The sequence below is a fragment of the uncultured Streptococcus sp. genome (genome assembly GCF_963528215.1).
Classification (GTDB): domain Bacteria; phylum Bacillota; class Bacilli; order Lactobacillales; family Streptococcaceae; genus Streptococcus.
The window spans coordinates 1-26,246 of record NZ_CAURVL010000023.1 but is presented as its reverse complement, the minus strand read 5'-3'; the positions used below and the strand labels follow the sequence as shown (position 1 = coordinate 26,246).

Here is a 26,246-nt window from a genome sequence, read left to right as displayed (position 1 = left end):
AGATTGTCGGAAAGTTGGTGCTGGAATGCAGCAAGGCAGGCTATTATCTACAGGACATCCCGCTGAACCGCTATCAGGAAGTGTCGTCGCTGATTGAGGAAGATATTTATCAAGCTCTTGAGTCGCAGACTGCTGTACAAAAGCGGAATTCCCTTGGCGGAACGGGATTTGCACAGATCCGTCAGGAGTTGGAAAGAGCGAAGAAACAGCTGGAAAAGGAATAAGATATAGGGAACATCGCAAGGAAATTGCGGTGTTTTTTAAGTGAATCGACCTTTTAAATATTTGTAAAAACAGCGTCATAGCAGGACTTATTGGCATTTTCGAAAAATATGGTATAATAGATATAATTTTGGTGGATGGAGTTGAGTTTTGAGAAAAAACTATCGCGTCAAGAGCGAAAAAGATTTTAATGCGATTTTTAAAAGAGGACAGAGTTTTGCTAATCGAAAATTTGTCGTTTATATGTTAGAAAAAGATCAGAAGCATTTTCGAGTTGGAATTTCCGTCAGTAAAAAGCTAGGGAATGCAGTAGTTCGTAATCGTATTAAAAGAAAAATCCGCCATGTCTTGATGCAGCATCAGAAACAGTTAGTCCAGGCAGACTTCGTCGTTATTGCTCGCAAAGGAGTGGAAGAGCTGGACTACCACCAAGTTGAACAAAATTTATTGCATGTATTGAAAATTGCTAAACTTTATCAGGAAGGATTCATTTGTGAAACAGAAAAGTAAATTAGGGATTTTGCTGGTTGCCTCGCTACTCTTTCTCACAGCCTGCGGAACCAGTCAAGTAACGGCCGATTCAAATGGCTTCTGGGAGAAGTTGGTCTATTTCTTTGCGGACACTATTCGTTTTCTATCCTTTGGTGGAAGCAAGGGAATTGGGATTATTCTCTTTACCTTGATTATCCGGACAGTTCTCCTGCCTGTCTTCCAATTCCAGACCACTTCTTCGCGCAAGCTGCAGGAAGTACAGCCCCATATCAAGCAGCTGCAGGAAAAGTATCCTGGCAAGGACATGGAGAGCAGAACAGCCTTGGCTGAGGAAACTCAAAAGCTCTACAAAGAAAAGGGTGTTAATCCTTATGCCTCATTCATTCCGCTCTTTATCCAGATGCCAGTGCTCTTGGCTCTGTTTCAAGCCTTGACTCGGGTTGATTTTATGAAGACAGGTCACTTCCTCTGGCTCAATCTAGGAGCGACAGATCCGACCTTTATTCTTCCTCTGTTAGCGGCTCTCTTCACTTTCTTCAGTACTTGGCTTTCAAACAAGGCCTTGCCTGAGAGAAATGGCGGGATGACAGTCATGATGTACCTGATGCCAGTGATGATTTTCTTTTTTGCCCTCTATGCGGCGAGCGGGGTAGCCCTCTACTGGGCGGTCTCAAATGCTTATCAGGTGGTTCAGACCTTGCTGCTGAGCAATCCTTTTAAAATCATCGCCGAGCGGGAAGCTAAGGAACGATCAGAGCGTCAATTGGAACAGAAAAAGAAACGTGCCCTGAAAAAAGCACAGAAAAAGAAAAAGTAAGTAAGAAGGAGGACTCTTGCAATGGTTATTTTTACAGGAGCAAGTGTTGAAGAAGCCATTCAAAATGGTTTGAAAACGTTGGATATTCCACGTATGAGAGCGCATATCACTGTTATTTCACGTGAGAAAAAAGGCTTTTTAGGCTTGTTTGGCAAGAAGCCAGCTCAGGTGGATGTCGAGCCTATTGCTGAGACGACAGTTGTCAAGGCCAATCAAAAGGCTGTAAAAGGTGTTCCCGAAGAGATTAATGCTCAGAATGAGCCTGTGCAGTCTGTCAGTGAAGCAACGGTTGATTTAGGCCGTGTGGTAGCTGCCATCAAGAAGGTCGAAGGAGAAGGCGAAGTTATCTCGGATGAGGTCAAGGCTGAAATTCTCAAAAATGACAAGCAAGCCAATACGATTTTAGAAGAGACTGGCACTATTGATCTTCTCAAGACCAACCAAGCTATTGATGAGGCAGTTGCTCAAGCAGAAGCGGACGATAGCAAGGTTATCTCTTTTGAACAAGCTGCTAAAGACAAGGCTGAGCCGACAGAAACAGAAGAAAGCTCTTTTGCTGATTTAGGCATCCAAGTCGAAGCAGACTATGATATTGAAGAAGTAGTTGAAAACGTAACGAACTATGTTCAGAAAATTGTTGATGAGATGGATGTTGAAGCGGGCATTTCCAGCAGCCACAACCGCCGAACTATCAACATGCAGATTGATACCAATGAACCGGGGCGCGTGATTGGCTACCACGGAAAAGTCTTGAAAGCTCTGCAGCTATTAGCGCAAAACTATCTTTATAACCAATATTCTAAGAGCTTCTATATTTCCATTAATGTCAATGACTATGTTGAGCATCGGGCAGAAGTGCTGCAAAGCTATGCGCAGAAACTGGCTCAGCGGGCTTTGGAAGACCGACGTGGTCAGCACACAGACCCTATGTCTAACAGCGAGCGCAAAATTATCCACCGCATCATCTCTCGCATTGATGGCGTGACTAGCTATTCCGAAGGCGACGAGCCAAACCGCTATGTCGTTGTGGATATTGACAGCGAATAAAAAGAAAGCCAGCAGAGATGCTGGTTTTTGCATATAGAAAGGATTTTTATGTCACTTTTTCCAGCTATTGAAAGTTATCTGCCTCATCAAGGGGCTAAGTATATATCTCCAGACAAGGCAGGGCAACTGCGTGAGTCTATGTTGGAGTTGAGAGCTAAGGGTCAGGAGGCACGCAAGGAGTTTGCAGACTTGGTCAAGGATTTTCAGAGCCTCTATCCTAAGCTGACCTTGGAGCGAGCCAGCCAGTGGATGAACCAAGCCCAAATCCTGCGACCCCATTTTTGGAATTATCTAAAAGGCTATGGGGAAATCACAGAACCTATGTTCGCCCTGCGCTTGTATGGAAGTGCAGAAGATTTTGGAGTGTCACTGGAGGTGAGCTTTATGGAGCGTAAGAAAGACGAAGATAGTCTCTCAAAGCAAAATCGAATCTTGCAAGTACCTATTGATAGACCCATTTATTATTTTGCTCAGATAGATGGTGTGAGTCACCGCTTTGAAGGCACAGAAGATAATCGCAGGTTACTTATGAAACAGGTCCAAGAAGGTCAGGTTCGCAAGGTTTTAGCCAAATACGATGTTAATCTATCTGGGGCTAATTCTAGAGAAGAAGTCTTGTCTAATTTACAAGAAGCAATGACTGCCCTGATTCCCTTTTATGAAGCGACTCGGAACATATGATTACGTTTACAAAGAGAAAGTTATTTAAGTAAGTGTTGACAAAAGCCCCGGAATCATATAGAATAGTAAAGTATGTTTAGTAACTGATCACAACTAGCCGGCTAAACGAATACAAGAATCTAAGAGGAGGTATTCATCGTGAAACGTACTTATCAACCAAGTAAAATCCGTCGTGCGCGTAAACATGGTTTCCGCCACCGTATGTCAACTAAAAACGGTCGTCGTGTATTGGCAGCTCGCCGTCGTAAAGGACGCAAAGTTTTGGCTGCTTAATCCAAACGATTTATCAAGAAACCAGCGGAGACTCGAGACCGCTGGTTTTTTTGTCTTAAAATTATGGGTGAAATTCAATAGACTGGCAGGAAAGTTCCTCTTTTTGGCCAGTGTCTTTATTTATGACTTCTACATACCAGTCTCCTTTGTAGCTAAATAGTTTGATAAATTGAACTTGAAGAGACTGCTCTTCATACTTAATTGGGAAAAATTCTTCCTGCCTGTTCAATAGAATATCGAGAATTATTCTCAGTTGAGAATTGCTGATTGTTTTTCTGACTTCTGGTTGAAGGATTTTCTCAATTTTTGTGATCTTGCTTAACTGCTGTTCTGAAATCGAGTTTTCAAATTTTTCTTTTAATTTTTGCAGGTCAATATCAAAAGGGCACATATTGTAGTTTTCCAGAGTCAGCATGGAAAAATACAAGGCAGAAATTTCATCTATGGAGAAAATAATAGGAGATAACAAGTCGTTGCTAAGAATTTTATAACTGCCATTCCGACCTAAGTCAGAATAAATTGGAATGCCTAGCGTTTCAAGGCTGGCAATATCACGAAGGGCAGTACTTTTTGAAATGTGATATCGATTCATAATATCTTTTAGGTTGAATTGTCTTTTCTTATTGAGAAAAATAAGCATATCGTTAATTCTTTGAGATTTATTCATGCTAAGCTCCATATTTTATAAAATGGTTTCAAATAATGACACCTTTTTATATTATACTAGTTTTAGAGAAAATAATAAAGGAGTCAAATATGAATCAATATTTTAAGGCCTTATTGGCAGAACAGACAGAAATGGCCCTAGCTACTTCTGTAAAAGATATCCCAAATGTAAGAATTGTCAATTTTTATTATGATGAGGAGGCAAAGAAATTGTTCTTTATCTCATTTAAAAATAGTCATAAAATCCAAGAGTTGGCAGCCAATAATCGTATAGCTCTTACAACAATCCCGAAAGGTGATGGGAGGTATATCCGGATTCAAGGGAGAGTCAAAGAAAGTCAGCTTTCTATTGAGGATATAAGAAGCGTTTTTATCCAGAAGTACCCTTATTATCAAGCTATTATTGAGCAGCATAGCAACTCCTTGCAACTTTTTGAAGTATCTTTTTCTGACGCTGTCTTGGTCTTAGATAATAATCAAGTTGAGAAAATTAAACTATAAGGAGAAAATAGATGCTTGATATAAAAAGATGCGACTGGGCTGAAAATAGTGAGCTTGAGAGAAATTATCATGACCATGAATGGGGGCGACCTGTGCATGACGAGCATAAACTCTTTAAAATGTTGATTTTGGAAGGCCAGCAGGCGGGCTTGAGCTGGCAAACTATTTTGTCAAAAATGGATGCTATGACAGAGGCTTATGACAACTTCAATCCTGAAATACTCTCCAATTATGACGAGCAGAAGAGTGAAGAATTGCTTAGTGATCAAAGAGTAATACGGAATAGGCTGAAAATAAAGGCAGTTATAAAAAATGCTAAAGCCTATTTAAAACTAAAAGAAGAATATGGTGGTTTGGATTCTTATATTTGGTCTTTTGTAGATAATGAGCCGATTGTCAATTCGTGGTCTCATATTGAAGAGGTACCCGCTCGAACAAATCTATCCGATAAAATTAGCAAGGAACTCAAAAAGAAAGGTTTTTCTTTTGTTGGCTCTACGACTATATATGCCTTTATGCAGTCAATTGGAATGGTCAATGATCATTTGCTGACCTGTGATTTTAGAATATAATTATTTTTCCTTTGAACGAGAAAGGTGAGCAGTCTATTATTGAATGCCGGTAAATGATATAAAAAGGAGAATAAAACCAGAAAGAAAATCAGTTTCTTTCTGGTTTTTTGTGTATAGTTAAGCACGGTTGCTTATTTTGCCACTGGTAAAAGCATTGGATACAGATAGCAGAGCAAGGAAAAGCTTATCAGGGCATAAAAGATGCCGATGCGAATGGCTTGGATAGGTTTGTAGAAACGAATCAGGGTCAGTAGGCACCAAACCAAGAGAACTAGGATGAACCATGCTGAAATCAAGCGCAGCGGTGTTGGTCCGTAAAGGTAGATGTAGATGCCAAATAATTTCCAGCCAGCTAGCAAGGCCAGCAGACCCGTAAAGATAAAGAGGATAGTAGCTGCGAATCGCGTCCCTTTCTGATCCCAGAGCGGTTTTTTGGCAATCAGATAGAAGACACCTAGAACTGCAAAGTTAAGGATAGACACCCGAACCAGCTGCCAGAAGCCAGCTACGGCAACAGTTGAAGCATTCTGCGGAGAAATAGCTTGAGCTACTGTTCCGGCGCTCAGAAGCTGACCGAGCTCACCTAAACCTGTCAGGAAGAAGAGCGCATAGGTCAGGCAGAGGCTACCGATGATAATGTAGGCTGCTAAAGCGGGTGCTACTCGCAAAGGGCGGATACTTGCTTGAAATTTTTTATAGCTAAGTTTAGTATCTTTTTTACCTAACAGACTGCCGGCTAGGAGGCCGTACAAGTACAGACTGACAGGGACAGCCAGGCAGGCCTTGAAGAAAATCATGCTGCTATCAAGACTTGAAAAGAGGGCGTCAAGTAGATTTTCAATAACATCAGCGGTATTGCTGAAGAAAGAGGCAAAGCTGTCTGAAACCTGACTTAGCTGGGACCAGACAAAGTAGACCAAGATTCCCGCGACAAAGAAGCTACTGACAACAATAGCGAGCTGTTGAGCTTTCTTTGAAGACATACTGTCAGAGCTGTCGGAAGAGTCCTGCTGCTTGCCTTCTATAAAGACTAGAATAGCAGCAATAAAATTTTTAAAGGGCAGGATGCAGAAGGCTTGAATGGCATCAAACCAGACCAGGATACCCAAACGCCCTTGGCTTAACCAGCCGGTGCGGGACAAAATATAGAAGGCGAATGAGATGTGGATGGCTAGAAATTGGAAAAATTCTAGCTGGCGATGAAGCCCCCAGAGACTTAAAGCTAGGGCTTGAGCTAGCGTCATAATCAGAAAGCTTCTAGCCTCTAATCTGCTGTCAAGATTCTTTATCTGCAGTGATGGATAGGCTAATTTCCTGATTAAGGCCTCGCTTAATAATATAAGACCGATTGCAAAAGGGAAAAAGGGTGCAGTTTGATAATTAAAAAATACAGCAGAGTAAAAGTAGGTTAAGAGATAGAGGATTGGATAGCTGATTTTAAAGAATCGCAGTTGCTTATCCTCTAGGCCTGTAAAGATGGTCTGTCTTTCTTCTTCTGCGGGCAGACAAGGGTGGACATTCATCTGCTCTTGTACTGGATATTCCATAATTATTTCTCCTCCTCATCGTCAGGGATATACTCCAAAATATCGCCAGGCTGGCAGTCTAGTTCACGGCAGAGAGCATTGAGTGTTGAAAAGCGGACAGCCTTGGCTCGATTATTTTTTAGGATAGATAGATTGGCTGGTGTTAGGTCAATCAACTCTGCTAAACGGCCAGCGCTGATGCGCTTTTGCGCCATGACAAGGTCTAAATTTATCTGAATCATAAGACCTCCTAAATAGTGTAGTCCACTTGATTCTGCAGCTCAATGGCCTTGCCAAAGGCATTGCGGATGACACGGATAATCAGGGTCAAGATACTACAAGAAACAGTGACTAAGAGCATGGGCAAATAGGCTGTCAGCCCCATAAAAAGAGAGATAAGAGCCACAGTACCCACTTCCCAGCCAAGGTAGCGCATGTACTGAACATTTTGTGTGATAAAGACCTGATTTTTACCGATGCGACTAAGGAGTCGATAGAGATGGACAATGCAGGCTAGAGCCAGGCAGCCGAGGACATAGCCGAGCAATAATAAGACCCAAAAGCGCGTCTCCCCTTGAAAGAAAGGAGAGGGAAATTCGATAACTAGATTGACGACCCAAGGTCCTAGGGTTATCAGGATAATGGAAGCAATAAATAAAAGGCTGATACTGATTTTTGTAAGAGTAATACTCATATCTTCAGCAGTCTTTTTCATTTTGTCTGTCATAATTTCCTCCGACTAACGTTTCATTTCTTAGTAACTATAACACGTATCTTATCGATAATCAATAAAAAAATATCGAAAAAAGATAAAATCGGTCTTAAGGACTAGATGAAAGTTTCTAAAAAAGTTCTTATTGTATAGAGATGGATTTTTGTCAGGAGATGAACAGAGCAGAAGACGATGAATATTTTGCTTGATTTTTGGTATAATGAAGGACAGGAATTGTATACTCTTTTTGGTTAGAAGCGGAGTATGTGTAAGGAGGGAAGAATCTGTGGGTGTAAAGCTTGTTCATTATCGTAGTAAGTTATATGAATTTCTCATGGTGCCTGCCATCGTTTCAAGGGATGATAAACATATGTGGAGGGATTTACGGCAGAATCAAAAGGAGCTGCTTCTTGATGTACAGCCGCATTATGATAAGCTCTATCAGGATTTACTTCCTTTGAAAAACGAGCTTGTTGCGGTTAGTTTATTTGAAGGAGCTACGGTAGGACTGGCTCCGCTCCTCTACCTCTACTTGCTAGAAAAAGGAGAAGATCCGGCCAATCCGCATGACTTGTTAGAATGTCTGAAAAAACTAGATGCAGAGCAAATCATCTATTGCTTATCACTTAAGCTTTCTAAAGGGGAAGTCATCAAGGGACATCCTGAAGCTCTGCTGGCTTTTATAGAGAATAGTGACAAGTCTCCGGAAAATAAATGGTACTGGTACCAAGCTATTCAGCATCCAGAGAAGCTTCGGGATCAATTAGTTTCCTTGCTGGAAAGAGTGTTCGAGCTCTATCAGCCTATTTATGAGCAGTTTGAGCAGGAAGTTCGAGCTTTTGAACAAGAATTTAGCCTATCTGATGTGATGAATGATGATGAGCAGAATGCCAAGCTCCTTGAAAAGGATACACAAGTCTTTGTTCTGTCACCCATGTTTATTGACTCTTTTCTCGAAAAGGTTCCTGATTTCACCTCCTATTCCTTAGTCCTTTCGACGAGAAGTTCCCAGTTATCAAAGGCGGAATCGGAGCTTAACGATGAAACATTGGCTCTGACCTTAAAAACTCTTGGAGATGAAACCCGCTATAAAGTATTGATTGAATTGATTCAGCCGCATGCCAAGAATAAAGATATAGCTAAAAAACTGGGGCTTACAAGAGCCTCTATCTCATTCCATACGCAAAAGCTGCTAAATTCTGGCTTGCTGGAGCTTGTGATGGATGATGATTCGGTTAAATACACGGTCAATAAAGAACTGATTCGAAAGATTATAGAGAAGTTCAAACAAGACCTAACATAGTTTCAGAAGACCTGGATTCATTCTAGGTCTTTCTTTTTGTAAAATGAAAATCTAATAAAAATTTGACAATTAACTAATTTATTGTTATGATTTGTTAAACAAAAATCTAACAAGAGTAAAGGAGATGTCGTATGATTGTTTTTGCAAAAAATAAAAATTTTCGCCAGTTGCTCATCAATCAATGGATTTCAGGGTTTGGGGACATTGTTTTTTATTTGGCTTTGATGAACTATGTCTCCGCTTATTCTTTTGCTCCACTTGCGGTTTTATTGATTTCTCTTTCTGAAACGCTACCTCAGTTAATTCAAGTTTTTACTGGAGTCGCGGCGGACTTTCAGAAGAATCGTATCCATAAATACCTGCTTATACAGTTTAGTAAGGTACTCTTATATAGCTTGGTAACATTTTTGCTTCTTGGACAAGATTTCTCTTTCTTGACTCTGCTTGTGATTTGCTTGATTAACTTTCTGTCGGATAGTCTGAGTTATTTTTCAGGTGCCATGCTGACGCCGGTTTATGTAAAGGTGATTGAGCAAGATATGACCTCTGCAATGGGCTTTCGGCAGGCTAGTATGAGTCTGGTTCATATTTTGGGGAATCTAGCTGGCGGTTTTCTCATTTCTTGGATGAGTATTGGAGCTTTGGCGGGACTGAATGCTCTGACATTCTTGATAGCTTACCTTGGTTTTTGGCATATTAGTAAAAGCTTACAGAACTTAGAACCGGAGCTCAGCAGTGCCAAAAAGCTAAATAAAGAGAATTATTGGCAGCATTTATTGGATTCTCTTAAGGTCTTACTGGGATTGAAAAACGTTGTGAGGTTGTTATTGGTTTCAATCTTTGGGCAAGTCACTCTGAATATTCTGACGCCAGTAGCGACTCTTTTATTGCTGAAAAGGCCTTTTTGGAATCTGCAGATCGGTCAGTCCATTGCCGTGTTAATTGTTCTAAGTTCCGCTGGTCTGATCTTAGGGAATATTTTGAGTGGCAGTTTGCTGAAAAACTTTTCGACTAAGCTTGCTATGTATAGTAGCCAAGTATGTGAAGGTTTTATTCTTTGCGGTTTTTTCTGGCAAAACTTTTTACTTGTCCTGATAGCGAGCTTTGCTTGCTCAGTTACAGTTGGTCTGCTGAGTCCAAGATTGCAGAAATCTGTATTCAGTATGATTCCAGAAGAAGCGATGGGAGCCATCCAGTCGGCTATTAATCTATTTAGTATGGCTGTTCCGAGTGTTTTATCCATGCTGGTAATAGCTCTTGCCAGCAGCATGGGAATTATTTATATTCTCCTCCCGCTTGTGTTAATGCTGGCACTGTCTTTCTACTTGATTATTCCAATGGATAACTTGAAGGCAGATTCGGATAGCTGTTGAATGGCAGCTATCTTATTTTTTCTGCTTTGAAGAGACTTCTGATTTTTCAGGTCATTTTTGGTATAATGAAAAACAGGAAATACAAGGAAGTAAAACATGAAGATTTTTGATACACACACGCATTTAAATGTGGAAGAATTTGCTGGTCGAGAGGCAGAGGAGCTGCAGCTGGCTGCAGAAATGGGCGTCAGCAAAATAAATATTGTCGGTTTTGACCGACCGACTATTGAGCGCGCCTTGGAGCTGGCCGACAGCTATGATCAGCTTTATGCTACGATTGGCTGGCATCCGACTGAGGCTGGGACGTATGATGAGGCGGTGGAAGCTTATCTACTGGACAAGCTTCGTCACCCCAAGGTGGTGGCTCTGGGCGAGATTGGGCTGGACTATCACTGGATGACAGCTCCAAAGGATGTTCAGGAGCGGGTATTTCGCCGCCAAATCCAGCTTTCCAAAGAGCTGAACCTGCCCTTTGTCGTTCACACACGTGATGCTTTGGAGGATACCTATGAGATTATCAAGAGTGAAGGCGTGGGCCCTCGAGGTGGTATTATGCACTCTTATTCGGGTTCTTTGGAAATGGCAGAGCGCTTTATCGAGCTAGGGATGATGATTTCCTTTTCTGGAGTCGTCACTTTTAAAAAAGCGACAGATGTTCAGGAGGCTGCGCAGAACCTGCCTTTGGATAAAATCCTTGTCGAGACGGATGCTCCTTATCTGGCGCCCGTTCCCAAGCGTGGTCGAGAAAATAAAACGGCCTATACTCGCTATGTTGTAGAGAAAATTGCGGAGTTTCGTGGGCTGACTGTCGAAGAAGTAGCGCAAGCTACCTATGAAAATGCAAAGAAGGTGTTTGGGCTTGACTGAGAAGATAAAAATTCCTCAGGTGATTGTCGTTGAGGGCAAGGATGATACAGCCAATCTGCAGCGATTTTACGAAGTTGACACTTACGAGACGAGAGGTTCCGCTATCAATGAAGAAGACCTAGAGCGGATTGAGAAACTGCACCAGCTGCGTGGGGTTATTGTCTTTACTGATCCAGACTACAATGGCGAGCGTATCCGTCGAATGATTATGGAGGCAGTGCCAACTGCTCAGCATGCTTTTCTCCGTCGAGATGAGGCGACTCCTAAGTCTAAGAACAAAGGTCGGTCGCTCGGAGTCGAGCACGCTTCATTTGAGGACTTACAACAGGCATTGGCTGGTCTAGTCGGATATTTTGATGATGAGGATAATTTTGACATTACCAAAAGCGATCTTGTGCGCCTAGGTCTGCTTATGGGAAGCGACAGCCGTCAGCGCCGAGAGTATCTGGGAGAGCAGATCCGTATCGGCTATTCTAACGGCAAGCAACTGCTCAAACGCTTGGAATTGTTTGGGGTGACTTTGGCGGAAGTGGAAGAAGCGATGGAGAGATATGAAAAATGAACGAAAAAGAATATGATTTAGAACAAGGTTTAGAAGAATTAGGCGAACTTCTTGACTTATTAGTAGACCAAACAGATGAAGCATCTTGTAAATCTATAGCAGAGAAGGCAAAATCTATTTATGAACATTGTCCTGAATCAGAAGATATTGGATTGTTGTATTCTAGTGTTTTGTTCAAGTTATCATTCAAGCAGACTGAATTGCATGAACTGAAGTGTAGTGTTGAGAAATTGCAGGCCTTGTATGAAGACTTTCCAGATTCACTTGATATAGCGTGGCAGTATGCTAGTGTTTTACTCAATTTATCATTCAAGCAGACTGAGTTGAGTGAACTGGAGTGCGCTGTTAAGAAATTGCAGACCTTGCATGAAGACTTTCCAGATTTACTTGATATAGCATGGCAGTATGCTATGATTTTGGTCAATTTATCATTCAAGCAGACTGAGTTGAGTGAGCTGGAGTGCGCTGTTAAGAAATTGCAGGCCTTGCATGAAGACTTTCCAGATTCATCTGATATAGCATGGCAGTATGCTAGGGGGGTGTTCAAGTTATCAACCGAGCAGTCTGAGTTGAGTGAGCTGGAGTTCGCTGTTAAGAAATTGCAAGCCTTGCATGAAGACTTTCCAGATTCATCTGAAATAGCATTACAGTATGCTAGGGTTTTGCTCAATTTATCATTCAAACAGTCTGATTTGAACGAACTGCAGTGTAGTGTTGAGAAATTGCAGAACCTACATGAACACTTCCAAGAATCTGAAGCAATCGCTTGTATATATGGTGTGTTCTTAGCAAGATTATTTGATCATCAAACGGAGGTAGATGAACGTCTTCAAACAACAGAAACAATAAAAAAACTCTATGGACAATTCTCCAAATTTATGTTACAAACTTTTGATGATCTATTTTTTCGTGGTGATAATGTTTGTGACAGTAAGGGGTACAAGCTACTCGACTTTATCTTAAAAGAAGGTCTTTTAAAGAACACCAAATATGCTATTTTACAAACTTGGGCAGAGCGTTATAAAGAAGACTCGGATGAACTAAAAAACTTAATGTTTATTTACCAGTATGTTCAAAAAATTAAGTATCAACTAGGATTGAAAGATAAAAGAAAAAAGAAGAATTTTAAATTTGGGCACTACACCAAAGGGAGTGTGCTTCAAAGTCTATTGGATCAGAAGGAGGAATCAAACATTTCCATATCTGGAAAAACTCGTTTGAATAATGCGAATTATATGAATGATCCTGAGGAAGGTATCGTTATAGAAAGGATATTGGGCTTAGATAGACGAGATATTATGGAGCCAAGTTCATGGTTCCTAATGAGCTTTACTAGTAAAACGGATGATTTAGCTATGTGGTCCCAGTATGGTGATGATGCCCAAGGTGTTTGTATTGTACTTCGGGAAGATGACTTTTCTAGATTTACATCCTTCAATGATGTCTCTTGGCGTCAAGAAAAGATCTCTTTAGAATTTTCTGATAAGATGTCTTTAATCAAATCTGAATTAAATAGTGGTATTGAAAAATCTATGTTTCAGAGTGAGAAGGATGATTCAGCCGATACTGTTAATGACGAAGTAACTGAACTGAATTTTGAAGAGAAACATAGTGTTTCAAAAGGAAATGTTGATTATCTCTACCGAATAGCTTACGTCAGTTATACAGATAATAGTTTTGAACTAGAACAAACAGAACTCTTTGATAGCGATGAAATCGAAGAGTTAAAGACAACGTTAAATGGTTTAAAGGGAAAACTAGAGAATTTCAATAAGGAGGATGAATTTTATCAAAAAGCTATTTCTGACTGTATTGAGGAAATTCGTTACTTATTTAAGTCTGTAGATTACAAATATGAGAACGAACTGCGTATCTTACGCTATGCTAACCTAGATTCTGAGAATACAGAAATCAAGATTGATAAGTCTTCTGGAATGGGTAAACTTTATGTAGAACGGGAAAATCCAATTCAAATCGGTGAAGTCATTTTTGGTCCTAAGTTTCCGAATCCTGAATACGTAACTCCCCTGTTGAAACTCTTGGATAAGGATATTGTGTTTAAAAAATCTATGATAAAATTTAGATAAAGGGCTCTATAAGCCAAATATAAGGATTCAATAGGAGAACTGGAGCCATATCCAAGTCCTCTGAAACATGCTGGTATAGAAGAAAAGAAAGGAAGAATACAGCAGACTGTATTCGTAATAAAATGAGAATTGCAGACCATAGTGTGACCCGTGCCATTCTGGAGCGTCACGGTTTCACTTTTAAAAAATCTTTCGGTCAGAATTTCCTGACTGATACCAACATCCTCCAGAAGATTGTGGATACAGCCGAGATTGATAAAAATGTCAATGTCATTGAAATTGGGCCTGGTATTGGGGCTTTGACGGAATTTTTGGCGGAAAATGCTGCAGAGGTCATGGCCTTTGAGATTGATGATCGGCTGGTACCGATTTTGGCGGATACTCTGCGCGATTTTGACAATGTGACAGTGGTCAATCAGGATATTCTCAAGGTTGATTTGGCCCAGTACATAGCAGAGTTTAAAAATCCAGACCTGCCTATCAAGGTAGTGGCAAATCTGCCCTACTACATTACGACGCCTATTCTTATGCATTTGATTGAAAGCGGGATTCCTTTTAGTGAGTTTGTCGTTATGATGCAAAAAGAAGTAGCGGATCGGATATCAGCTCAGCCTAATACCAAGGCCTACGGTAGTTTGTCGATTGCGGTACAGTATTACATGACGGCCAAGGTTGCTTTTATTGTGCCGCGAACAGTATTTGTGCCTGCGCCAAATGTGGATTCGGCTATTCTCAAGATGGTGCGCAGAGACCAGCCAGCTGTTGAGGTACAGGACGAGAAATTCTTTTTCAAGGTTTCCAAGGCCAGCTTTGTCCACCGCAGGAAGACCCTATGGAATAACCTGACCAGTTGTTTTGGAAAGTCAGAGGAGACTAAAGGCAAACTAACAGCAGCTTTAGAACGAGCTGACTTATCTCCAAGTGTTCGGGGAGAAGCTCTGAGTTTAGAGGAATTTGCGCGCTTGGCAGACGCTTTGAAGTCTGAAGAATTATAAAAAAATAGAAGATCCGCTCTATATAGCTGGTCTTCTATTTTGCTAATGAGGTAAATATGAAAGTGAAATGTCTGTCTTTGTTTTCTGCCTTGCTCTGGTTTTCGCAGTCTTTACTCCATTTCCTTCTACTGCTAGGACGTTTGTTATTTGGCGGCGCTTATATAGTATTTCCTTTATGGCTGCGTCCTGTCAACTTCCTGCTTTTCTTGCTGTGGGGTTTCTTTAGTTTCAGTTATTTATCGTTTGGAGGCTGGCTAAGAAGTAGCTTAAAGTCTTCTGTTCTGAGAAAGATCATCTTAAGCGGAACTGTTTTTCTCTTTTTGGCCACTGTTTTCAATTTCTTTGTTACCGCTAGTCTATTAGAGAAGTATTTAACAGGGGGACTGACCTTTCTGGCTTTTCTCAGCAGTGTAATTTTACTTCATAATAACAAAAAATCCTATCAATCATGATAGGATTGCTTTTTATGCGGAGGAAGGGATTTGAACCCTCACACCCGTACGGGCACATGCGCCTGAAGCATGCGTGTCTGCCGTTCCACCACCTCCGCTTGAGATTCTATTATAACTTATTTTTGTGAAAATGCCAATAGAGAATATCAGTTTTTTTCACTGTATGAAAAAAGCAGAAAAATTTCTATTTTTTCTTTACTAAAATAGTTCTATAATATTGCCATTATAGCAAGTATTTGTTACAATTAGATTAATTACTTATTTAGGTAACGAAATAAAAAAGGAGAATGTTATGAAACTGAAAAAATGGCTGCTATTTTTGATGCTGCCCCTTCTGTTTTTGCTGGATTTGAAGCTATTTACAGCAACTGCTCAAGCCGATGCTTTGAAGAATGCAATCACAGATATTAAAATCTGGGACCATTCTAATGGCCGCGAAGCAACTAAGGTTAATGGTGCTTACAATTTGGTTCAAGGGGGAAATTATCGCTATGAGCTAGTTTTTGATTTGTCTGCTTACGATAACCAGCTCAAGGATGGGGATACCTTTACCTTTACAGTACCGAACGGTGCAACCATTGCTGATGGTACAACTTTTACTCTGACGGATAATGAAACGCAGGTCCAGCTCGGAGCTGCTAAGATGACATCGAATGGTTCAGGTAAGGGCGGTCTGATCACGGTTACTATTCAGAATTTGGCAGATTACAAGTCTAAGACAACTGCTAGTGGAGTAAGAGGGAGCTTCTTCTTTGACTTTCAGGCGACGACAGTAGGCGCTGATCAGGACTGGAATTATAATCCCGAGGAAACTCAAGGCGCGATGAGCCATAAGGTAACCATTAACGAGCGCAAACAAAGCAGTTTTTCAACAGCCGGTGAAAACTACGCTAAAATTGGCGGAGTTATTGCCAAGAAACCTTATAATTCGGCTATTCTAGGCAAGAGCGGTGACTACTCACACAACTGGACTGTACGTATCAATACTCAGCAAAAGTCCTATAATTCGCCGATTGTTATCAAGGATGTAATTCCAGATAGCAGTGCGCCAATGCAATTCGTTCCGGAGCAATTTGTCCTTCGCCAAGGGGAGTACACACAGAGTTTATCAAGTATTGCGAATTCTGTTATCTTGAAAGAAGGTCAAGATTATACGGTTGCCTATAATGACACTTATACAGAATTTACTCTAACCATCAATAACCCAGGCAACCACGCCTTTATGTTGAACTATATGACAACTTCACCAGCTGATGGTTCTTTGGTGTCGAATACGGCTGAGATGGAAGTTGATAATGAAAAACTGCCATTCAGAGATGATCGTCCTGGTGCTACGTCTTCTACAATAGAACGTAGTAGCCGGATTACAGAGGGCGGTGTCATTACAGCTGACATCAGCAACAGTCTGGTTCTCTACAAGCAAGATTCTAAGACTGGCAAAATGCTGGAAGGTGCTGTCTTTAAGGTGACAACTCCTAGCGGTGAAGAGATTACTCTGCCGCCGACAGATGCTAACGGTCGGGTTTCTACACAGCCTTTCTCAAGTGAAGAAATCAAGAAAGGTCAATTCACAGTAGAAGAAGTAACAGCTCCGGAAGGCTATGTACTGGACAGCAATCCGATGAAGGTGACTATCAAGGCTGATGGAGCGGTTAAGACAGTCAAGAATACGGTGGATCCAAATGCCAGCAAAAAGCTGACAGTCAAGAAAGTTTGGAAAGATGAAAACAATCAAGATGGCAAGCGTCCGGCTTCTATTGCTGTAGATGTCTACGCTAACGGTCAAAAGTTGGCTGATAAGACAGTGACTGTAACTGGCGGAAGTACAGATGCGGAGTGGACAGCTCAGACAACTGATTTACCAATCTTTGATACAAATGGTCAAAAAATCACCTATACAATCGGTGAAGATCAGCTTGATGGCTACGATGCTCCAGAAGTAGATCAGGGGAATCTCACTGTTACCAATACTCGTACGCCAGAGAAAATCGCTATCAAAGCCAGCAAGAAATGGGATGATGCCGAGAATCAAGACGGCAAACGTCCTGCCAATGTTGTTGTCAAACTTTATAAAGAAGTCGGCGGTCAGAAATCAGAAGTTGTGAACCGAACTCTGACTGAAGCTGACCAGTGGGCAACCGAGTTCGCCAACTTGAACAAATATGAAAAGGGACAAGAAGTTGTTTATTCTATTGAAGAAGATGCGGTCCCTCACTATCAATCTCAGGTAACTGGCAATGCTGCTGACGGCTTTGTAGTGACCAACACTTACAAGCCAGAAACAATCAAGATTTCTGGTCAGAAGAAGTGGGAAGATGCGGAAAACCAAGACGGCAAGCGTCCAAATGCTGTTAGAGTCAAGATCTTGAAAGGCCAAGATATTGTCGATGTACAGGAAGTGACGGCTGCCAACGGTTGGAAATATGAATCTAATCCTCTTCCTAAATATGCAGTTGGCCAAGAAATTGCTTATACTGTTACAGAAGAAGCTGTCTCAGGCTACACGAGCAAGGTGGACGGCTACAACATCACCAACTCTTACACTCCAGAAACGGTCAAGATTTCTGGTCAGAAAGTCTGGGATGATGCGGACAACCAAGATGGTAAGCGTCCAGCTTCTGTTAAGGTTAAAATTCTGAATGGTGATACGGTTGTTGACGAGCAAAATGTGACTTCCGCTAACGAATGGAAGTATGAGTCGAAGGCTCTGCCTAAATATGCAGCAGGTCAAGAAATTACTTATACTGTAAGTGAGGAAGCTGTTCCAGGTTATACTAGCAAAGTGGATGGTTACAACATCACTAATTCTTACACTCCAGAGACAACGACTGTGTCTGGAAGCAAGACTTGGGAAGATGGCGATAACCAAGATGGCAAACGTCCAGCTTCTATCACAGTTAATCTGCTAGCTGATGGTCAAAAAGTCAATATACAAACAGTCGGTGAGGCAGAAGGCTGGTCTTACAACTTTACTGGCTTGCCAGTCTACAAGGATGGCCAACGAATTACCTATACAGTAACGGAAGAAGCTGTACCGGGTTACTCAACCAATCTCAACGGCTACAATATCACTAACTCTTATACACCAGAAAAGACAGAAATCACTGCCAGCAAGACCTGGAATGACAGCGATAATCAAGACGGTAAGCGTCCAACTAAGATTAGCATTAAGCTGATGAAGACCGTCGGCGGTGTCAAGACAGAAGTCGCTAGCAAGGAAGTGACTGCTGCTAATCAATGGCAAACCAAATTTGAAAATCTGCCAGTCTATGAAAATGGTCAGAAGATTGATTACTCTATCGAGGAAGATGATGTAGCTGGCTACACTAAAGAAATCAAAGATTTCACAGTTACCAACTCTTACACTCCAGAGATGATTAAGATTTCCGGTCAAAAAGTCTGGGATGACGCTGATAACCAAGATGGCAAGCGTCCAGCTTCTGTTAAGGTTAAGGTGAAAAATGGCGATACTGTCGTAGATGAGTTGGAAGTAACAGCTGCTAACGATTGGAAGTTTGAGTCTAAAGCCCTTCCTAAGTATGCAGCAGGTCAAGAGATTGCCTATACTGTTACTGAAGAAGCAGTTGCGGAATATCAAACTAAGATTGATAAGTTCACCATTACCAATTCTTACACTCCTCAAAGTACGGAGTATGCTGTTACGAAGGTCTGGGATGATGCTAATAACCAAGACGGTAAGCGTCCAGCTTCTATCACAGTGCAACTGTATCGCTCAGTAAATGGTGAAGAGCCAATTGCTGTTGCAGGTAAGACATTGACCTTGACGGCTGATAATGAGACAGCTGCTAACACTTGGAAAGCAAGCTTCACCAATCTGCCTCAGTTTGACAAGGGACAGGAGATCACCTACTCTGTCAAAGAGGATGATGCAACAGTAGCCGCTTTGAAAGAAAAAGGGTACAGTCCGAAAGTAGAAGGTCAGACAATCACTAACTCTCATATTCCAGAGCAGGTTAAAGTTTCTGGTCAGAAAGTCTGGTATGATGCAGACGATCAAGACGGCAAACGCCCAACATCTATTACAGTTAAAGTAATGGATGGAAGCACTGTTGTTGATACACTTGAAGTAACAGCTGCTAATGGATGGAAGTTTGAATCTAAAGACCTGCCTAAATATAGAAATGGTCAAGAGATTGTCTACACGCTTTCTGAAGTGTCAGTTGCTCAATATGAAACTAAGATTGATAAGTTCACCATTACCAACTCCTATACTCCAGAAACCGTTAAAGTCTCTGGTCAAAAGGTTTGGGATGATGCAAATAACCAAGATGGCAAGCGCCCAGCATCTATCAAGGTCAAGATTTTGGACGGAGATAAGGTGGTAGATGAGCTGGAAGTAACAGCTGCTACTGACTGGAAGTTTGAGTCCAAGGATTTGCCTAAGAATAAGAAGGGCAAGAAAATAAACTACACAGTCCTTGAGGAAGTGACAGTTGAGGGTTATAGCAGCAGCCAGGAACAAGCAACAGATGGCAGCTACACCTTGACTAATAGCTATAAACCAACACAGATTGCTGTTAAGGGAACTGCGGTATGGTCAGATGCTGAAAATCAAGATAAGGTTCGACCTTCTAAGGTTACTGTTCGCCTCTTGGCAGATGGCAAACCAATCAAAGAACAGGTTGTGTCAGGAGAAAATGGTTGGCAGTATGACTTTAGCGGCCTTCCTAAGTACAAGGACGGCAAGGAAATTGTCTATAGTGTTGCGGCTGATCCAGTTGATGGCTACAAGCTTGAGATTAACGGTACTCAGCTGACCTTCAGTCATATCCCTGCTAAGAAAGAGGCTGTTGAAGGAGTGATAACTAATAAGCCAGGTGGTCAAGCTCCGAAAGTCGGAGGGAAAGCTCTTCCTCGTACTGGACAGGAAGAAAATCTCCTTGTTACTATTCTTGGCTTCCTAGCAGCGCTTCTCGCAGGAGGAATGCTGATGGCTAAGGCTAAACGCAGCTAATCAGTTTTGTGACTTACTGAAAATCACAGTGAGCATCTCATTCGATATAAAAAAGCGAACAGGTTCTTTTGGACTTGTTCGCTTTTATCATATCAGTTTCATCTCAAGTATTTTAAAGTAGCTGCTTTCTATGGAAAAACAAGCAAAACTTAAGAAATGCCTTCTATGCAAAACAAGCAAGCTAAATCTCGCATTTTTTGTTATAATGAGTGTATTAACTTTTAAGGAGCAATCTTGCAAGGAAAAATCATTAAGGCTCTGGCTGGTTTCTATTATGTAGAGTCGGACGGACAGGTTTATCAAACCAGAGCGCGGGGTAATTTTCGCAAAAAAGGGCAGACACCTTATGTCGGTGATGAAGTCGAATTTTCAGCAGAAAAAGACTCAGAAGGCTATATTTTAAAAATAGCAGAGCGAAAGAACAGTCTCGTGCGGCCGCCGATTGTCAACATTGACCAGGCAGTTGTAATCATGAGCGCGAAAGAGCCAGATTTCAATGCCAATCTGTTAGATCGTTTTCTGGTGCTTTTAGAGCATAAGAGGATTCATCCTATTATCTACATCAGCAAGTTAGACCTGCTTGAAGATGAGCAGAGCTTGGATGTCTATGTACAGGCCTATCAGTCCATCGGCTATGAGGTCATTAAGACGACTGAGGAGTTGCTGCCATTGCTGACAGGGAAAATCACTGTTTTCATGGGACAGACTGGGGTTGGAAAATCCACTCTGCTCAATAAAATTGCCCCAGACCTGCAGCTAGAAACAGGAGAGATTTCTGAAAGTCTTGGCCGCGGCCGTCATACGACGAGGGCTGTCAGTTTTTACAATCTAAACGGTGGGAAGATTGCCGACACACCAGGATTTTCGTCTTTGGATTACGAGGTGACTACAGCTGAAGATCTCAATCAAGCTTTTCCGGAGATTGCTGAGGTCAGCCAGTCCTGTAAATTTCGTACTTGCACTCATACCCATGAGCCAGCTTGTGCCGTTAAGCCAGCAGTCGAGTCCGGCCAGATAGCGTCATTCCGCTTTGATAATTACCTGCAGTTTCTCAGCGAGATTGAAAATCGTCGGGAAACCTATAAAAAAGTTGCCAAAAAAAATTCTAAATAAGGAGAAGAACTATGACTTCATTCAAAATTGCCCCTTCAATCTTAAGTGCGGACTATGCTAATTTTGAATCAGAACTAAAAAAGTTAGAAGCGACAGGTGCTGAGTACGCCCATATTGATATTATGGATGGTCATTTTGTACCAAATATCAGCTTTGGGGCTGGGGTTGTTGCCAGTATGCGTCCTCACAGCAAGCTAGTCTTTGACTGCCATCTGATGGTCTCCAATCTTGAGCATCATATCGAGGAATTCGCTCGTGCTGGTGCAGATATCATCAGCATCCATGCCGAAGCGACGCCACATATCCACGGAGCGCTGCAGAAGATTCGGGCAGCGGGAGTCAAGCCTAGTGTTGTGATTAATCCGGGAACACCAGTCGAAGCAGTCAAAAATGTTTTGAATTTGGTCGATCAAGTCCTTGTGATGACAGTTAATCCAGGTTTTGGCGGTCAGGCCTTTCTGCCAGAAACCATGGATAAGATCCGTGAGCTGGTCGTTCTGCGTGAAGTCAATCAGCTGAATTTTGATATTGAAGTGGATGGCGGTATTGACGATAAGACCATTGGGATTGCTAAAGAAGCTGGTGCCAATGTCTTCGTAGCAGGCAGCTATGTCTTCAAAGGTGATGTCAATCATCAAGTTCAGACCTTACGGGATGCCCTGCATGACTAAGGTTGCACTGTTTGCTGGCGGGAATTTGGAGCATTTTAGCTTAGATTTTGATGTTTCAGTCGGAGTAGACCGTGGAAGCCTCTTTCTGCTTGAGCAGGGAGTTTGTCCTGACTTGGCTGTCGGGGATTTTGACTCTGTGACCGAGGAAGAATTGCTGCGCATAAAAGATAGTGCCAAGGAAGTCGTTCAGGCCCATCCTGAAAAGGATGATACGGACCTGGAGTTAGCTGTTCTAGCTTGTTTTGAGCGCTATCCAGATGCTTGTTTGACTATTTTTGGAGCCTTTGGGGGCCGTCTGGATCATGCCTTGGCCAATGTCTTCCTGCCCAGTAATGAAAAAATTGCACAATATATGGAAAAGATTTTTCTAGAAGACGAACAGAATCTGCTGACCTATGTTCCCAAGGGGCGCCATGAAATCAGGCCGGTAACTGGTATGCGTTATCTAGCCTTTCTGCCATCGGATGATGCTGCCTTAACGATTGAGGGCGCCAAATATCCGCTCAATAAAGATAACTTTTTTTTCAAAAAAGTGTATGCTTCTAACGAATTTATAGATAAGCCCATTTATTTGGACTTTGATAGCGGCTATACAGTCGTCATTTACAGCAAAGACAGGAGCTGATATGGAGTTTATAATCATCCTCATTCTTTTAGGAAATCTAGTGCTGACCTTTCTTTTATGGCAAAAGCTTAGTCAGCAGACCGAGACGCTAAAGCAAGTCTTGGAAAATCAGGCAGATCATCTATCGGATCAGTTGGACTATCGCTTGGAGCAGGAAAGCCAGAAAAAGGAAACGTCTCAGAAAGAGCTGGAATTAGCTCTGGGAGACCGTTTGAGCGAGGTCAGGACAGATTTGCACCGCAACTTGACAGAGCTGCGCTTGGAAATCAGTGACAACCTGACCAAGAATCGGGATAAAACTGACGAGCGTATGCGGCAAATCCAAGAGTCCAATGAAACCCGTCTAGAGCAGATGCGGCAGACTGTTGAAGAGAAACTGGAGAAAACACTTCAGACTCGTCTTCAGACTTCTTTTGAAACGGTCTCTAAGCAGTTGGAGTCTGTCAATCGTGGTCTGGGAGAAATGCAGAGTGTTGCCCGAGATGTCGGCACACTGAACAAGGTCCTTTCCAACACCAAGACTCGGGGGATTCTAGGGGAGTTGCAACTGGGGCAGATTATTGAGGACATCATGACGGCCAGTCAGTATGAGCGAGAGTTTGTGACAGTGGCTGGCTCCAGTGAGCGTGTCGAATATGCCATTAAACTGCCAGGACAGACGGAGCATGAATATGTCTATCTGCCCATTGATTCTAAGTTTCCTCTGGCTGATTACTACCGTTTGGAAGATGCTTATGAGTCTGGCAGCAAGGAAGAGATTGAGCTCTATCGCAAGTCTCTCTTAGCAAGTGTTAAACGCTTTGCCAAGGATATTAAGAGTAAATATCTGGCTCCACCAGCTACGACTAACTTTGGTATTATGTTTCTGCCAACGGAAGGTCTCTATTCGGAAGTTGTCCGCAATCCAGCCTTTTTTGACAGTTTGCGGAGGGAGGAGCAGATTGTGGTTGCGGGGCCATCTACCCTCTCTGCTCTGCTCAATTCACTGTCTGTTGGCTTTAAAACGCTCAATATTCAAAAAAGTGCCGACGATATCAGCAAGGTTCTGGGTTCTGTCAAATCCGAATTTAACAAGTTCGGTGGTATTCTGACCAAGGCGCAAAAGCACTTGCAGCATGCTTCGGGCAATATTGATGAACTCTTAACCCGGCGGACAGGGGCTATCGAAAGAACCTTACGCCATATTGAGCTGTCCGACCAAGACCTCGATTTGAACTTACTTGATTTTTCAGAAGAAAGGGAAAACAATGAAGATTAATCAAATGAAAAAAGATGAACTGTTTGAAGGTTTCTATCTGATCAAGTCAGCAGAAGTCCGTCAGACAAGGGCTGGGAAAAATTATCTGGCCTTTACGTTCCAAGACGATACAGGGGTAATTGAAGGCAAACTCTGGGATGCACAGCCGCATAATGTTGAAGAATTCACTGCTGGCAAGGTCGTGCACATGCAAGGCCGACGGGAAGTCTACAATAACACACCCCAGGTCAATCAACTGACCCTGCGTCTTCCTAAGGCTGGAGAGCCCAATGATCCAGCGGATTTCAAGGAAAAACCACCAGTAGACCAGAAAGAAATCCGAGATTATTTATCTCAGATGATTTTCAAGATTGAGAATTCGGTCTGGCAGCGCGTGGTCCGCTCGCTTTATAGCAAGTACGACAAGGAGTTTTATTCTTATCCAGCTGCCAAGACCAATCACCATGCTTTTGAATCTGGCCTAGCCTTTCATACTGCTACTATGGTCAAGCTGGCAGATGCTATCGGAGACATTTATCCTCAGCTTAATAAAAGCTTGCTCTTTGCTGGGATTATGCTTCATGACTTGGCTAAGGTTATTGAGCTCAGCGGTCCGGAAAATACCGAGTACACTGTGCGAGGCAATCTGATTGGCCACATTGCTTTGATTGATGAGGAACTGACCAAGACCCTGATGGAGCTGAAAATTGACGATAGTAAGGAAGAGGTTATTGTCCTGCGCCATGTCCTTCTCAGCCACCACGGTCTCTTGGAATATGGCAGTCCTGTACGGCCTAAGATTATGGAGGCAGAAATTCTGCACATGATTGATAATCTGGATGCGGAGATGATGATGATGACTGCTGCCTTAGGACTTGTGGATCCAGGTGAAATGAGCAATAAAATATTCGCTCTTGAAGGCCGTTCTTTCTACAAACCAAAACTTGAACAGTAAAATACGAAAAATGGACATTACTTGGAAAAGAATGTTCGTTTTTTTGTTTCTGTTATGGTATAATGAATAAAATAACTTTAATTGGTGAAAAAATGAAATTAAGAAGAAGTGAGCGTATGGTGGTTATTTCTAATTATTTGATTAACCATCCTTATGAATTAACGAGCTTAAATACATTTGCAGAAAAATACGAATCTGCCAAATCTTCTATTTCAGAAGATATTGTCATTATTAAGCGTGCCTTTGAAGAGATTGAAATTGGGACTATCGAAACGATTACTGGTGCTGGTGGAGGAGTGATTTTTAGCCCGTCCATCTCAGATACAGAAGCTAAGACCATTGTACAAAGTCTTTGTGAACAGCTGTCTGAAAGCAATCGGATTCTTCCTGGGGGCTATATTTATCTATCTGATCTGCTCAGTACTCCATCCATTCTGAATAATATCGGACGGATCATTGCCAAAAGCTTTAAAGATCAACAGATTGATGCAGTAATGACAGTTGCTACTAAGGGAGTACCTTTGGCCAATGCAGTAGCCAATGTTCTCAATGTACCTTTTGTCATCGTTCGTCGCGATTTAAAGATTACAGAAGGGTCAACGGTCAGTGTCAACTATGTATCAGGCTCCAGCGGAGATCGTATTGAAAAGATGTTCTTGTCCAAGCGCAGTCTCAAGGCTGGCAGCCGTGTCTTAATTGTGGATGACTTCCTCAAAGGCGGGGGGACTATTACAGGGATGATTAGCCTCTTATCTGAGTTCGACTCTGAGCTGGCAGGTGTAGCGGTCTTTGCGGACAACGCGCAGGCCAATCGCGATTATCTGGATTATAAATCGCTCTTGAAAGTAACCAATATTGATGTCAAGGCGAATACCATTGATGTGGAAATTGGAAATATTTTTGATTAGGGAAAAGGGCGGAGATTATAGATGAAAACAGTTTTAGAAAAGTTTGACCACAGTCCGCTGTGGATTCGTTTAGGAGTATTGTCGATTTTATTTGGGATTCTGATTACCGGCATGGTTTTTGTACAGGGTCAGTCTAATTCCACCAGGAATTCAGTTAGTTCGGCTGCCAGCATCGCATCAAGCAGCTCTTCCTTACAACTGTCTTCTGCTCAAAAAGAAGCACAGGAAAAAGAAATTCAGGAAGAGGAGCAAGCAGTTCAGGCCGCAGAAGAAGCGGTTAAACAGCTTGAAACCATGCAAACTTTGGAAGATTTGCAGCTAGCTAAGACTGCAGCAGAGAAGGTCAAAGATGCAGCTACTAAGGCTAAATTCCAAAGCCGTATTCATGCAATAGCTTTCCTGATTGACCCAGAAGGGGCTCAGGCTGGTGTTTATGAAAATCCAGCTGCTGTATCAGAAGAAGCAGTGGCTCAGTCGCAGCAATAAGTTAGCAGAAATCTAATAAGCAGAGATAAGCTTAAAATAGAAAAAATGTATTGACAGAGAAGTATCGTCGTGCTATAATGATAGACGGTACTTTTTACTTTTGGTCTCTCAAAAGTGTACAGAGACGT

The 26,246-nt window shown here is 42.0% G+C and carries 26 protein-coding genes, 1 tRNA gene and 1 pseudogene; 23 read left to right on the top strand and 5 right to left on the bottom strand.

Annotated features, from left to right (window positions below):
- The 6 genes and pseudogenes from RWS24_RS08545 to rpmH all read left to right on the top strand — a co-directional run.
- Positions 1-224 (top strand): annotated as a pseudogene (locus RWS24_RS08545) (argininosuccinate lyase); the annotation flags it as partial.
- Between the two features lie 148 nt (positions 225-372).
- Complete coding sequence (gene rnpA, locus RWS24_RS08540) at positions 373-732, top strand: ribonuclease P protein component (protein WP_314366730.1); 360 nt, start codon at positions 373-375, stop codon at positions 730-732.
- A complete protein-coding gene (locus RWS24_RS08535) occupies positions 716-1,531 on the top strand; it encodes a YidC/Oxa1 family membrane protein insertase (RefSeq protein WP_314366728.1) in 816 nt (271 codons plus the stop codon). The genes rnpA and RWS24_RS08535 overlap by 17 nt, the downstream gene beginning before the upstream one ends.
- Before the next feature lie 21 nt (positions 1,532-1,552).
- Positions 1,553-2,578: an RNA-binding cell elongation regulator Jag/EloR gene (jag, locus tag RWS24_RS08530; protein WP_002893912.1), complete on the top strand. Its 1,026-nt coding sequence runs from the start codon at positions 1,553-1,555 to the stop codon at positions 2,576-2,578.
- A gap of 48 nt (positions 2,579-2,626) precedes the next feature.
- On the top strand, positions 2,627-3,259 hold the full coding sequence (locus RWS24_RS08525; protein WP_314366726.1) for an HI_0552 family protein: 633 nt from the start codon (positions 2,627-2,629) through the stop codon (positions 3,257-3,259).
- 138 nt (positions 3,260-3,397) lie between these two features.
- Positions 3,398-3,532, top strand: a complete 135-nt coding sequence (rpmH, locus tag RWS24_RS08520) for a 50S ribosomal protein L34 (protein ID WP_002893904.1) — start codon at positions 3,398-3,400, stop codon at positions 3,530-3,532.
- A 61-nt stretch (positions 3,533-3,593) separates the two neighbouring features.
- On the opposite strand, the gene RWS24_RS08515 is transcribed toward rpmH, so the two are convergent.
- On the bottom strand, positions 3,594-4,211 hold the full coding sequence (locus RWS24_RS08515; protein WP_314366723.1) for an HTH domain-containing protein: 618 nt from the start codon (positions 4,209-4,211) through the stop codon (positions 3,594-3,596).
- A gap of 23 nt (positions 4,212-4,234) precedes the next feature.
- Here RWS24_RS08515 and RWS24_RS08510 point away from each other — a divergent pair, with 23 nt between their 5' ends.
- Positions 4,235-4,699, top strand: coding sequence for a pyridoxamine 5'-phosphate oxidase family protein (locus RWS24_RS08510; protein WP_125406637.1), 465 nt, complete (start codon positions 4,235-4,237; stop codon positions 4,697-4,699).
- Positions 4,700-4,710: 11 nt separating this feature from the next.
- Positions 4,711-5,271 carry a DNA-3-methyladenine glycosylase I gene (locus tag RWS24_RS08505; protein WP_125406640.1) on the top strand — a complete coding sequence of 187 codons (561 nt, stop codon included), beginning with the start codon at positions 4,711-4,713 and terminating at the stop codon, positions 5,269-5,271.
- A gap of 131 nt (positions 5,272-5,402) precedes the next feature.
- On the opposite strand, the gene RWS24_RS08500 is transcribed toward RWS24_RS08505, so the two are convergent.
- The 3 genes from RWS24_RS08500 to RWS24_RS08490 are packed head-to-tail and all read right to left on the bottom strand — an operon-like array spanning position 5,403 to position 7,524.
- Positions 5,403-6,818 carry a DUF4153 domain-containing protein gene (locus RWS24_RS08500; protein ID WP_314366719.1) on the bottom strand — a complete coding sequence of 472 codons (1,416 nt, stop codon included), beginning with the start codon at positions 6,816-6,818 and terminating at the stop codon, positions 5,403-5,405.
- Between the two features lie 2 nt (positions 6,819-6,820).
- Positions 6,821-7,039, bottom strand: coding sequence for a helix-turn-helix transcriptional regulator (locus tag RWS24_RS08495; RefSeq protein WP_002899126.1), 219 nt, complete (start codon positions 7,037-7,039; stop codon positions 6,821-6,823).
- Positions 7,040-7,047: 8 nt separating this feature from the next.
- A complete protein-coding gene (locus tag RWS24_RS08490) occupies positions 7,048-7,524 on the bottom strand; it encodes a DUF2975 domain-containing protein (RefSeq protein WP_314366717.1) in 477 nt (158 codons plus the stop codon).
- A 205-nt stretch (positions 7,525-7,729) separates the two neighbouring features.
- Between RWS24_RS08490 and RWS24_RS08485 the strand changes: the two genes are divergently transcribed.
- The 7 genes from RWS24_RS08485 (at position 7,730) to RWS24_RS08455 (ending at position 15,148) form a co-directional block, all read left to right on the top strand.
- Complete coding sequence (locus RWS24_RS08485; protein WP_314366734.1) at positions 7,730-8,812, top strand: winged helix-turn-helix transcriptional regulator; 1,083 nt, start codon at positions 7,730-7,732, stop codon at positions 8,810-8,812.
- A 131-nt stretch (positions 8,813-8,943) separates the two neighbouring features.
- Positions 8,944-10,185: an MFS transporter gene (locus RWS24_RS08480; RefSeq protein WP_314366715.1), complete on the top strand. Its 1,242-nt coding sequence runs from the start codon at positions 8,944-8,946 to the stop codon at positions 10,183-10,185.
- A 96-nt stretch (positions 10,186-10,281) separates the two neighbouring features.
- Positions 10,282-11,052 (top strand): TatD family hydrolase, encoded by a 771-nt coding sequence (locus tag RWS24_RS08475; RefSeq protein WP_314366712.1) that lies wholly within the window; start codon positions 10,282-10,284, stop codon positions 11,050-11,052.
- Positions 11,045-11,614, top strand: coding sequence for a ribonuclease M5 (gene rnmV / locus RWS24_RS08470; protein ID WP_399553773.1), 570 nt, complete (start codon positions 11,045-11,047; stop codon positions 11,612-11,614). The genes RWS24_RS08475 and rnmV overlap by 8 nt, the downstream gene beginning before the upstream one ends.
- Positions 11,611-13,701, top strand: coding sequence for a DUF2971 domain-containing protein (locus RWS24_RS08465; protein ID WP_314366711.1), 2,091 nt, complete (start codon positions 11,611-11,613; stop codon positions 13,699-13,701). The genes rnmV and RWS24_RS08465 overlap by 4 nt, the downstream gene beginning before the upstream one ends.
- Positions 13,702-13,823: 122 nt before the next feature.
- On the top strand, positions 13,824-14,696 hold the full coding sequence (rsmA, locus tag RWS24_RS08460) for a 16S rRNA (adenine(1518)-N(6)/adenine(1519)-N(6))-dimethyltransferase RsmA (RefSeq protein ID WP_314366709.1): 873 nt from the start codon (positions 13,824-13,826) through the stop codon (positions 14,694-14,696).
- A gap of 56 nt (positions 14,697-14,752) precedes the next feature.
- Positions 14,753-15,148, top strand: a complete 396-nt coding sequence (locus RWS24_RS08455) for a hypothetical protein (RefSeq protein ID WP_314366707.1) — start codon at positions 14,753-14,755, stop codon at positions 15,146-15,148.
- Between the two features lie 15 nt (positions 15,149-15,163).
- Here the strand turns inward: RWS24_RS08455 and RWS24_RS08450 are convergent.
- Positions 15,164-15,246, bottom strand: a tRNA-Leu gene (locus RWS24_RS08450).
- A 194-nt stretch (positions 15,247-15,440) separates the two neighbouring features.
- Here RWS24_RS08450 and RWS24_RS08445 point away from each other — a divergent pair.
- The 8 genes from RWS24_RS08445 to RWS24_RS08410 all read left to right on the top strand — a co-directional run bounded on the left by RWS24_RS08445 (position 15,441) and on the right by RWS24_RS08410 (position 26,118).
- Complete coding sequence (locus tag RWS24_RS08445) at positions 15,441-20,123, top strand: Cna B-type domain-containing protein (RefSeq protein ID WP_314366704.1); 4,683 nt, start codon at positions 15,441-15,443, stop codon at positions 20,121-20,123.
- Between the two features lie 234 nt (positions 20,124-20,357).
- A complete protein-coding gene (rsgA, locus tag RWS24_RS08440; protein WP_061602673.1) occupies positions 20,358-21,236 on the top strand; it encodes a ribosome small subunit-dependent GTPase A in 879 nt (292 codons plus the stop codon).
- Positions 21,237-21,247: 11 nt separating this feature from the next.
- A complete protein-coding gene (gene rpe / locus RWS24_RS08435; protein ID WP_314366702.1) occupies positions 21,248-21,907 on the top strand; it encodes a ribulose-phosphate 3-epimerase in 660 nt (219 codons plus the stop codon).
- Complete coding sequence (locus tag RWS24_RS08430; protein WP_314366700.1) at positions 21,900-22,532, top strand: thiamine diphosphokinase; 633 nt, start codon at positions 21,900-21,902, stop codon at positions 22,530-22,532. The genes rpe and RWS24_RS08430 overlap by 8 nt, the downstream gene beginning before the upstream one ends.
- Before the next feature lies 1 nt (position 22,533).
- Positions 22,534-23,790 (top strand): DNA recombination protein RmuC, encoded by a 1,257-nt coding sequence (gene rmuC, locus RWS24_RS08425; RefSeq protein WP_002920302.1) that lies wholly within the window; start codon positions 22,534-22,536, stop codon positions 23,788-23,790.
- Positions 23,780-24,724, top strand: a complete 945-nt coding sequence (locus RWS24_RS08420) for a 3'-5' exoribonuclease YhaM family protein (protein WP_002893873.1) — start codon at positions 23,780-23,782, stop codon at positions 24,722-24,724. The genes rmuC and RWS24_RS08420 overlap by 11 nt, the downstream gene beginning before the upstream one ends.
- Before the next feature lie 92 nt (positions 24,725-24,816).
- On the top strand, positions 24,817-25,632 hold the full coding sequence (gene purR / locus RWS24_RS08415; protein ID WP_231909442.1) for a pur operon repressor: 816 nt from the start codon (positions 24,817-24,819) through the stop codon (positions 25,630-25,632).
- A 21-nt stretch (positions 25,633-25,653) separates the two neighbouring features.
- Positions 25,654-26,118: a hypothetical protein gene (locus tag RWS24_RS08410; RefSeq protein WP_314366698.1), complete on the top strand. Its 465-nt coding sequence runs from the start codon at positions 25,654-25,656 to the stop codon at positions 26,116-26,118.
- Positions 26,119-26,246 lie beyond the last annotated feature (128 nt).

Excerpts from the sequence above, each read along its gene's own strand:
- jag (WP_002893912.1), top strand. The coding sequence starts at position 1,553 with ATGGTTATTTTTACAGGAGCAAGTGTTGAAGAAGCCATTCAAAATGGT.
- RWS24_RS08525 (WP_314366726.1), top strand. The coding sequence starts at position 2,627 with ATGTCACTTTTTCCAGCTATTGAAAGTTATCTGCCTCATCAAGGGGCT.
- RWS24_RS08515 (WP_314366723.1), bottom strand. The coding sequence starts at position 4,211 with ATGGAGCTTAGCATGAATAAATCTCAAAGAATTAACGATATGCTTATT.
- RWS24_RS08510 (WP_125406637.1), top strand. The coding sequence starts at position 4,235 with ATGACACCTTTTTATATTATACTAGTTTTAGAGAAAATAATAAAGGAG.
- RWS24_RS08505 (WP_125406640.1), top strand. The coding sequence starts at position 4,711 with ATGCTTGATATAAAAAGATGCGACTGGGCTGAAAATAGTGAGCTTGAG.
- RWS24_RS08500 (WP_314366719.1), bottom strand. The coding sequence starts at position 6,818 with ATGGAATATCCAGTACAAGAGCAGATGAATGTCCACCCTTGTCTGCCC.
- RWS24_RS08495 (WP_002899126.1), bottom strand. The coding sequence starts at position 7,039 with ATGATTCAGATAAATTTAGACCTTGTCATGGCGCAAAAGCGCATCAGC.
- RWS24_RS08490 (WP_314366717.1), bottom strand. The coding sequence starts at position 7,524 with ATGACAGACAAAATGAAAAAGACTGCTGAAGATATGAGTATTACTCTT.
- RWS24_RS08485 (WP_314366734.1), top strand. The coding sequence starts at position 7,730 with ATGAAGGACAGGAATTGTATACTCTTTTTGGTTAGAAGCGGAGTATGT.
- RWS24_RS08480 (WP_314366715.1), top strand. The coding sequence starts at position 8,944 with ATGATTGTTTTTGCAAAAAATAAAAATTTTCGCCAGTTGCTCATCAAT.
- RWS24_RS08475 (WP_314366712.1), top strand. The coding sequence starts at position 10,282 with ATGAAGATTTTTGATACACACACGCATTTAAATGTGGAAGAATTTGCT.
- RWS24_RS08465 (WP_314366711.1), top strand. The coding sequence starts at position 11,611 with ATGAACGAAAAAGAATATGATTTAGAACAAGGTTTAGAAGAATTAGGC.
- rsmA (WP_314366709.1), top strand. The coding sequence starts at position 13,824 with ATGAGAATTGCAGACCATAGTGTGACCCGTGCCATTCTGGAGCGTCAC.
- RWS24_RS08455 (WP_314366707.1), top strand. The coding sequence starts at position 14,753 with ATGAAAGTGAAATGTCTGTCTTTGTTTTCTGCCTTGCTCTGGTTTTCG.
- RWS24_RS08445 (WP_314366704.1), top strand. The coding sequence starts at position 15,441 with ATGAAACTGAAAAAATGGCTGCTATTTTTGATGCTGCCCCTTCTGTTT.
- rpe (WP_314366702.1), top strand. The coding sequence starts at position 21,248 with ATGACTTCATTCAAAATTGCCCCTTCAATCTTAAGTGCGGACTATGCT.
- RWS24_RS08430 (WP_314366700.1), top strand. The coding sequence starts at position 21,900 with ATGACTAAGGTTGCACTGTTTGCTGGCGGGAATTTGGAGCATTTTAGC.
- rmuC (WP_002920302.1), top strand. The coding sequence starts at position 22,534 with ATGGAGTTTATAATCATCCTCATTCTTTTAGGAAATCTAGTGCTGACC.
- RWS24_RS08420 (WP_002893873.1), top strand. The coding sequence starts at position 23,780 with ATGAAGATTAATCAAATGAAAAAAGATGAACTGTTTGAAGGTTTCTAT.
- purR (WP_231909442.1), top strand. The coding sequence starts at position 24,817 with ATGAAATTAAGAAGAAGTGAGCGTATGGTGGTTATTTCTAATTATTTG.
- RWS24_RS08410 (WP_314366698.1), top strand. The coding sequence starts at position 25,654 with ATGAAAACAGTTTTAGAAAAGTTTGACCACAGTCCGCTGTGGATTCGT.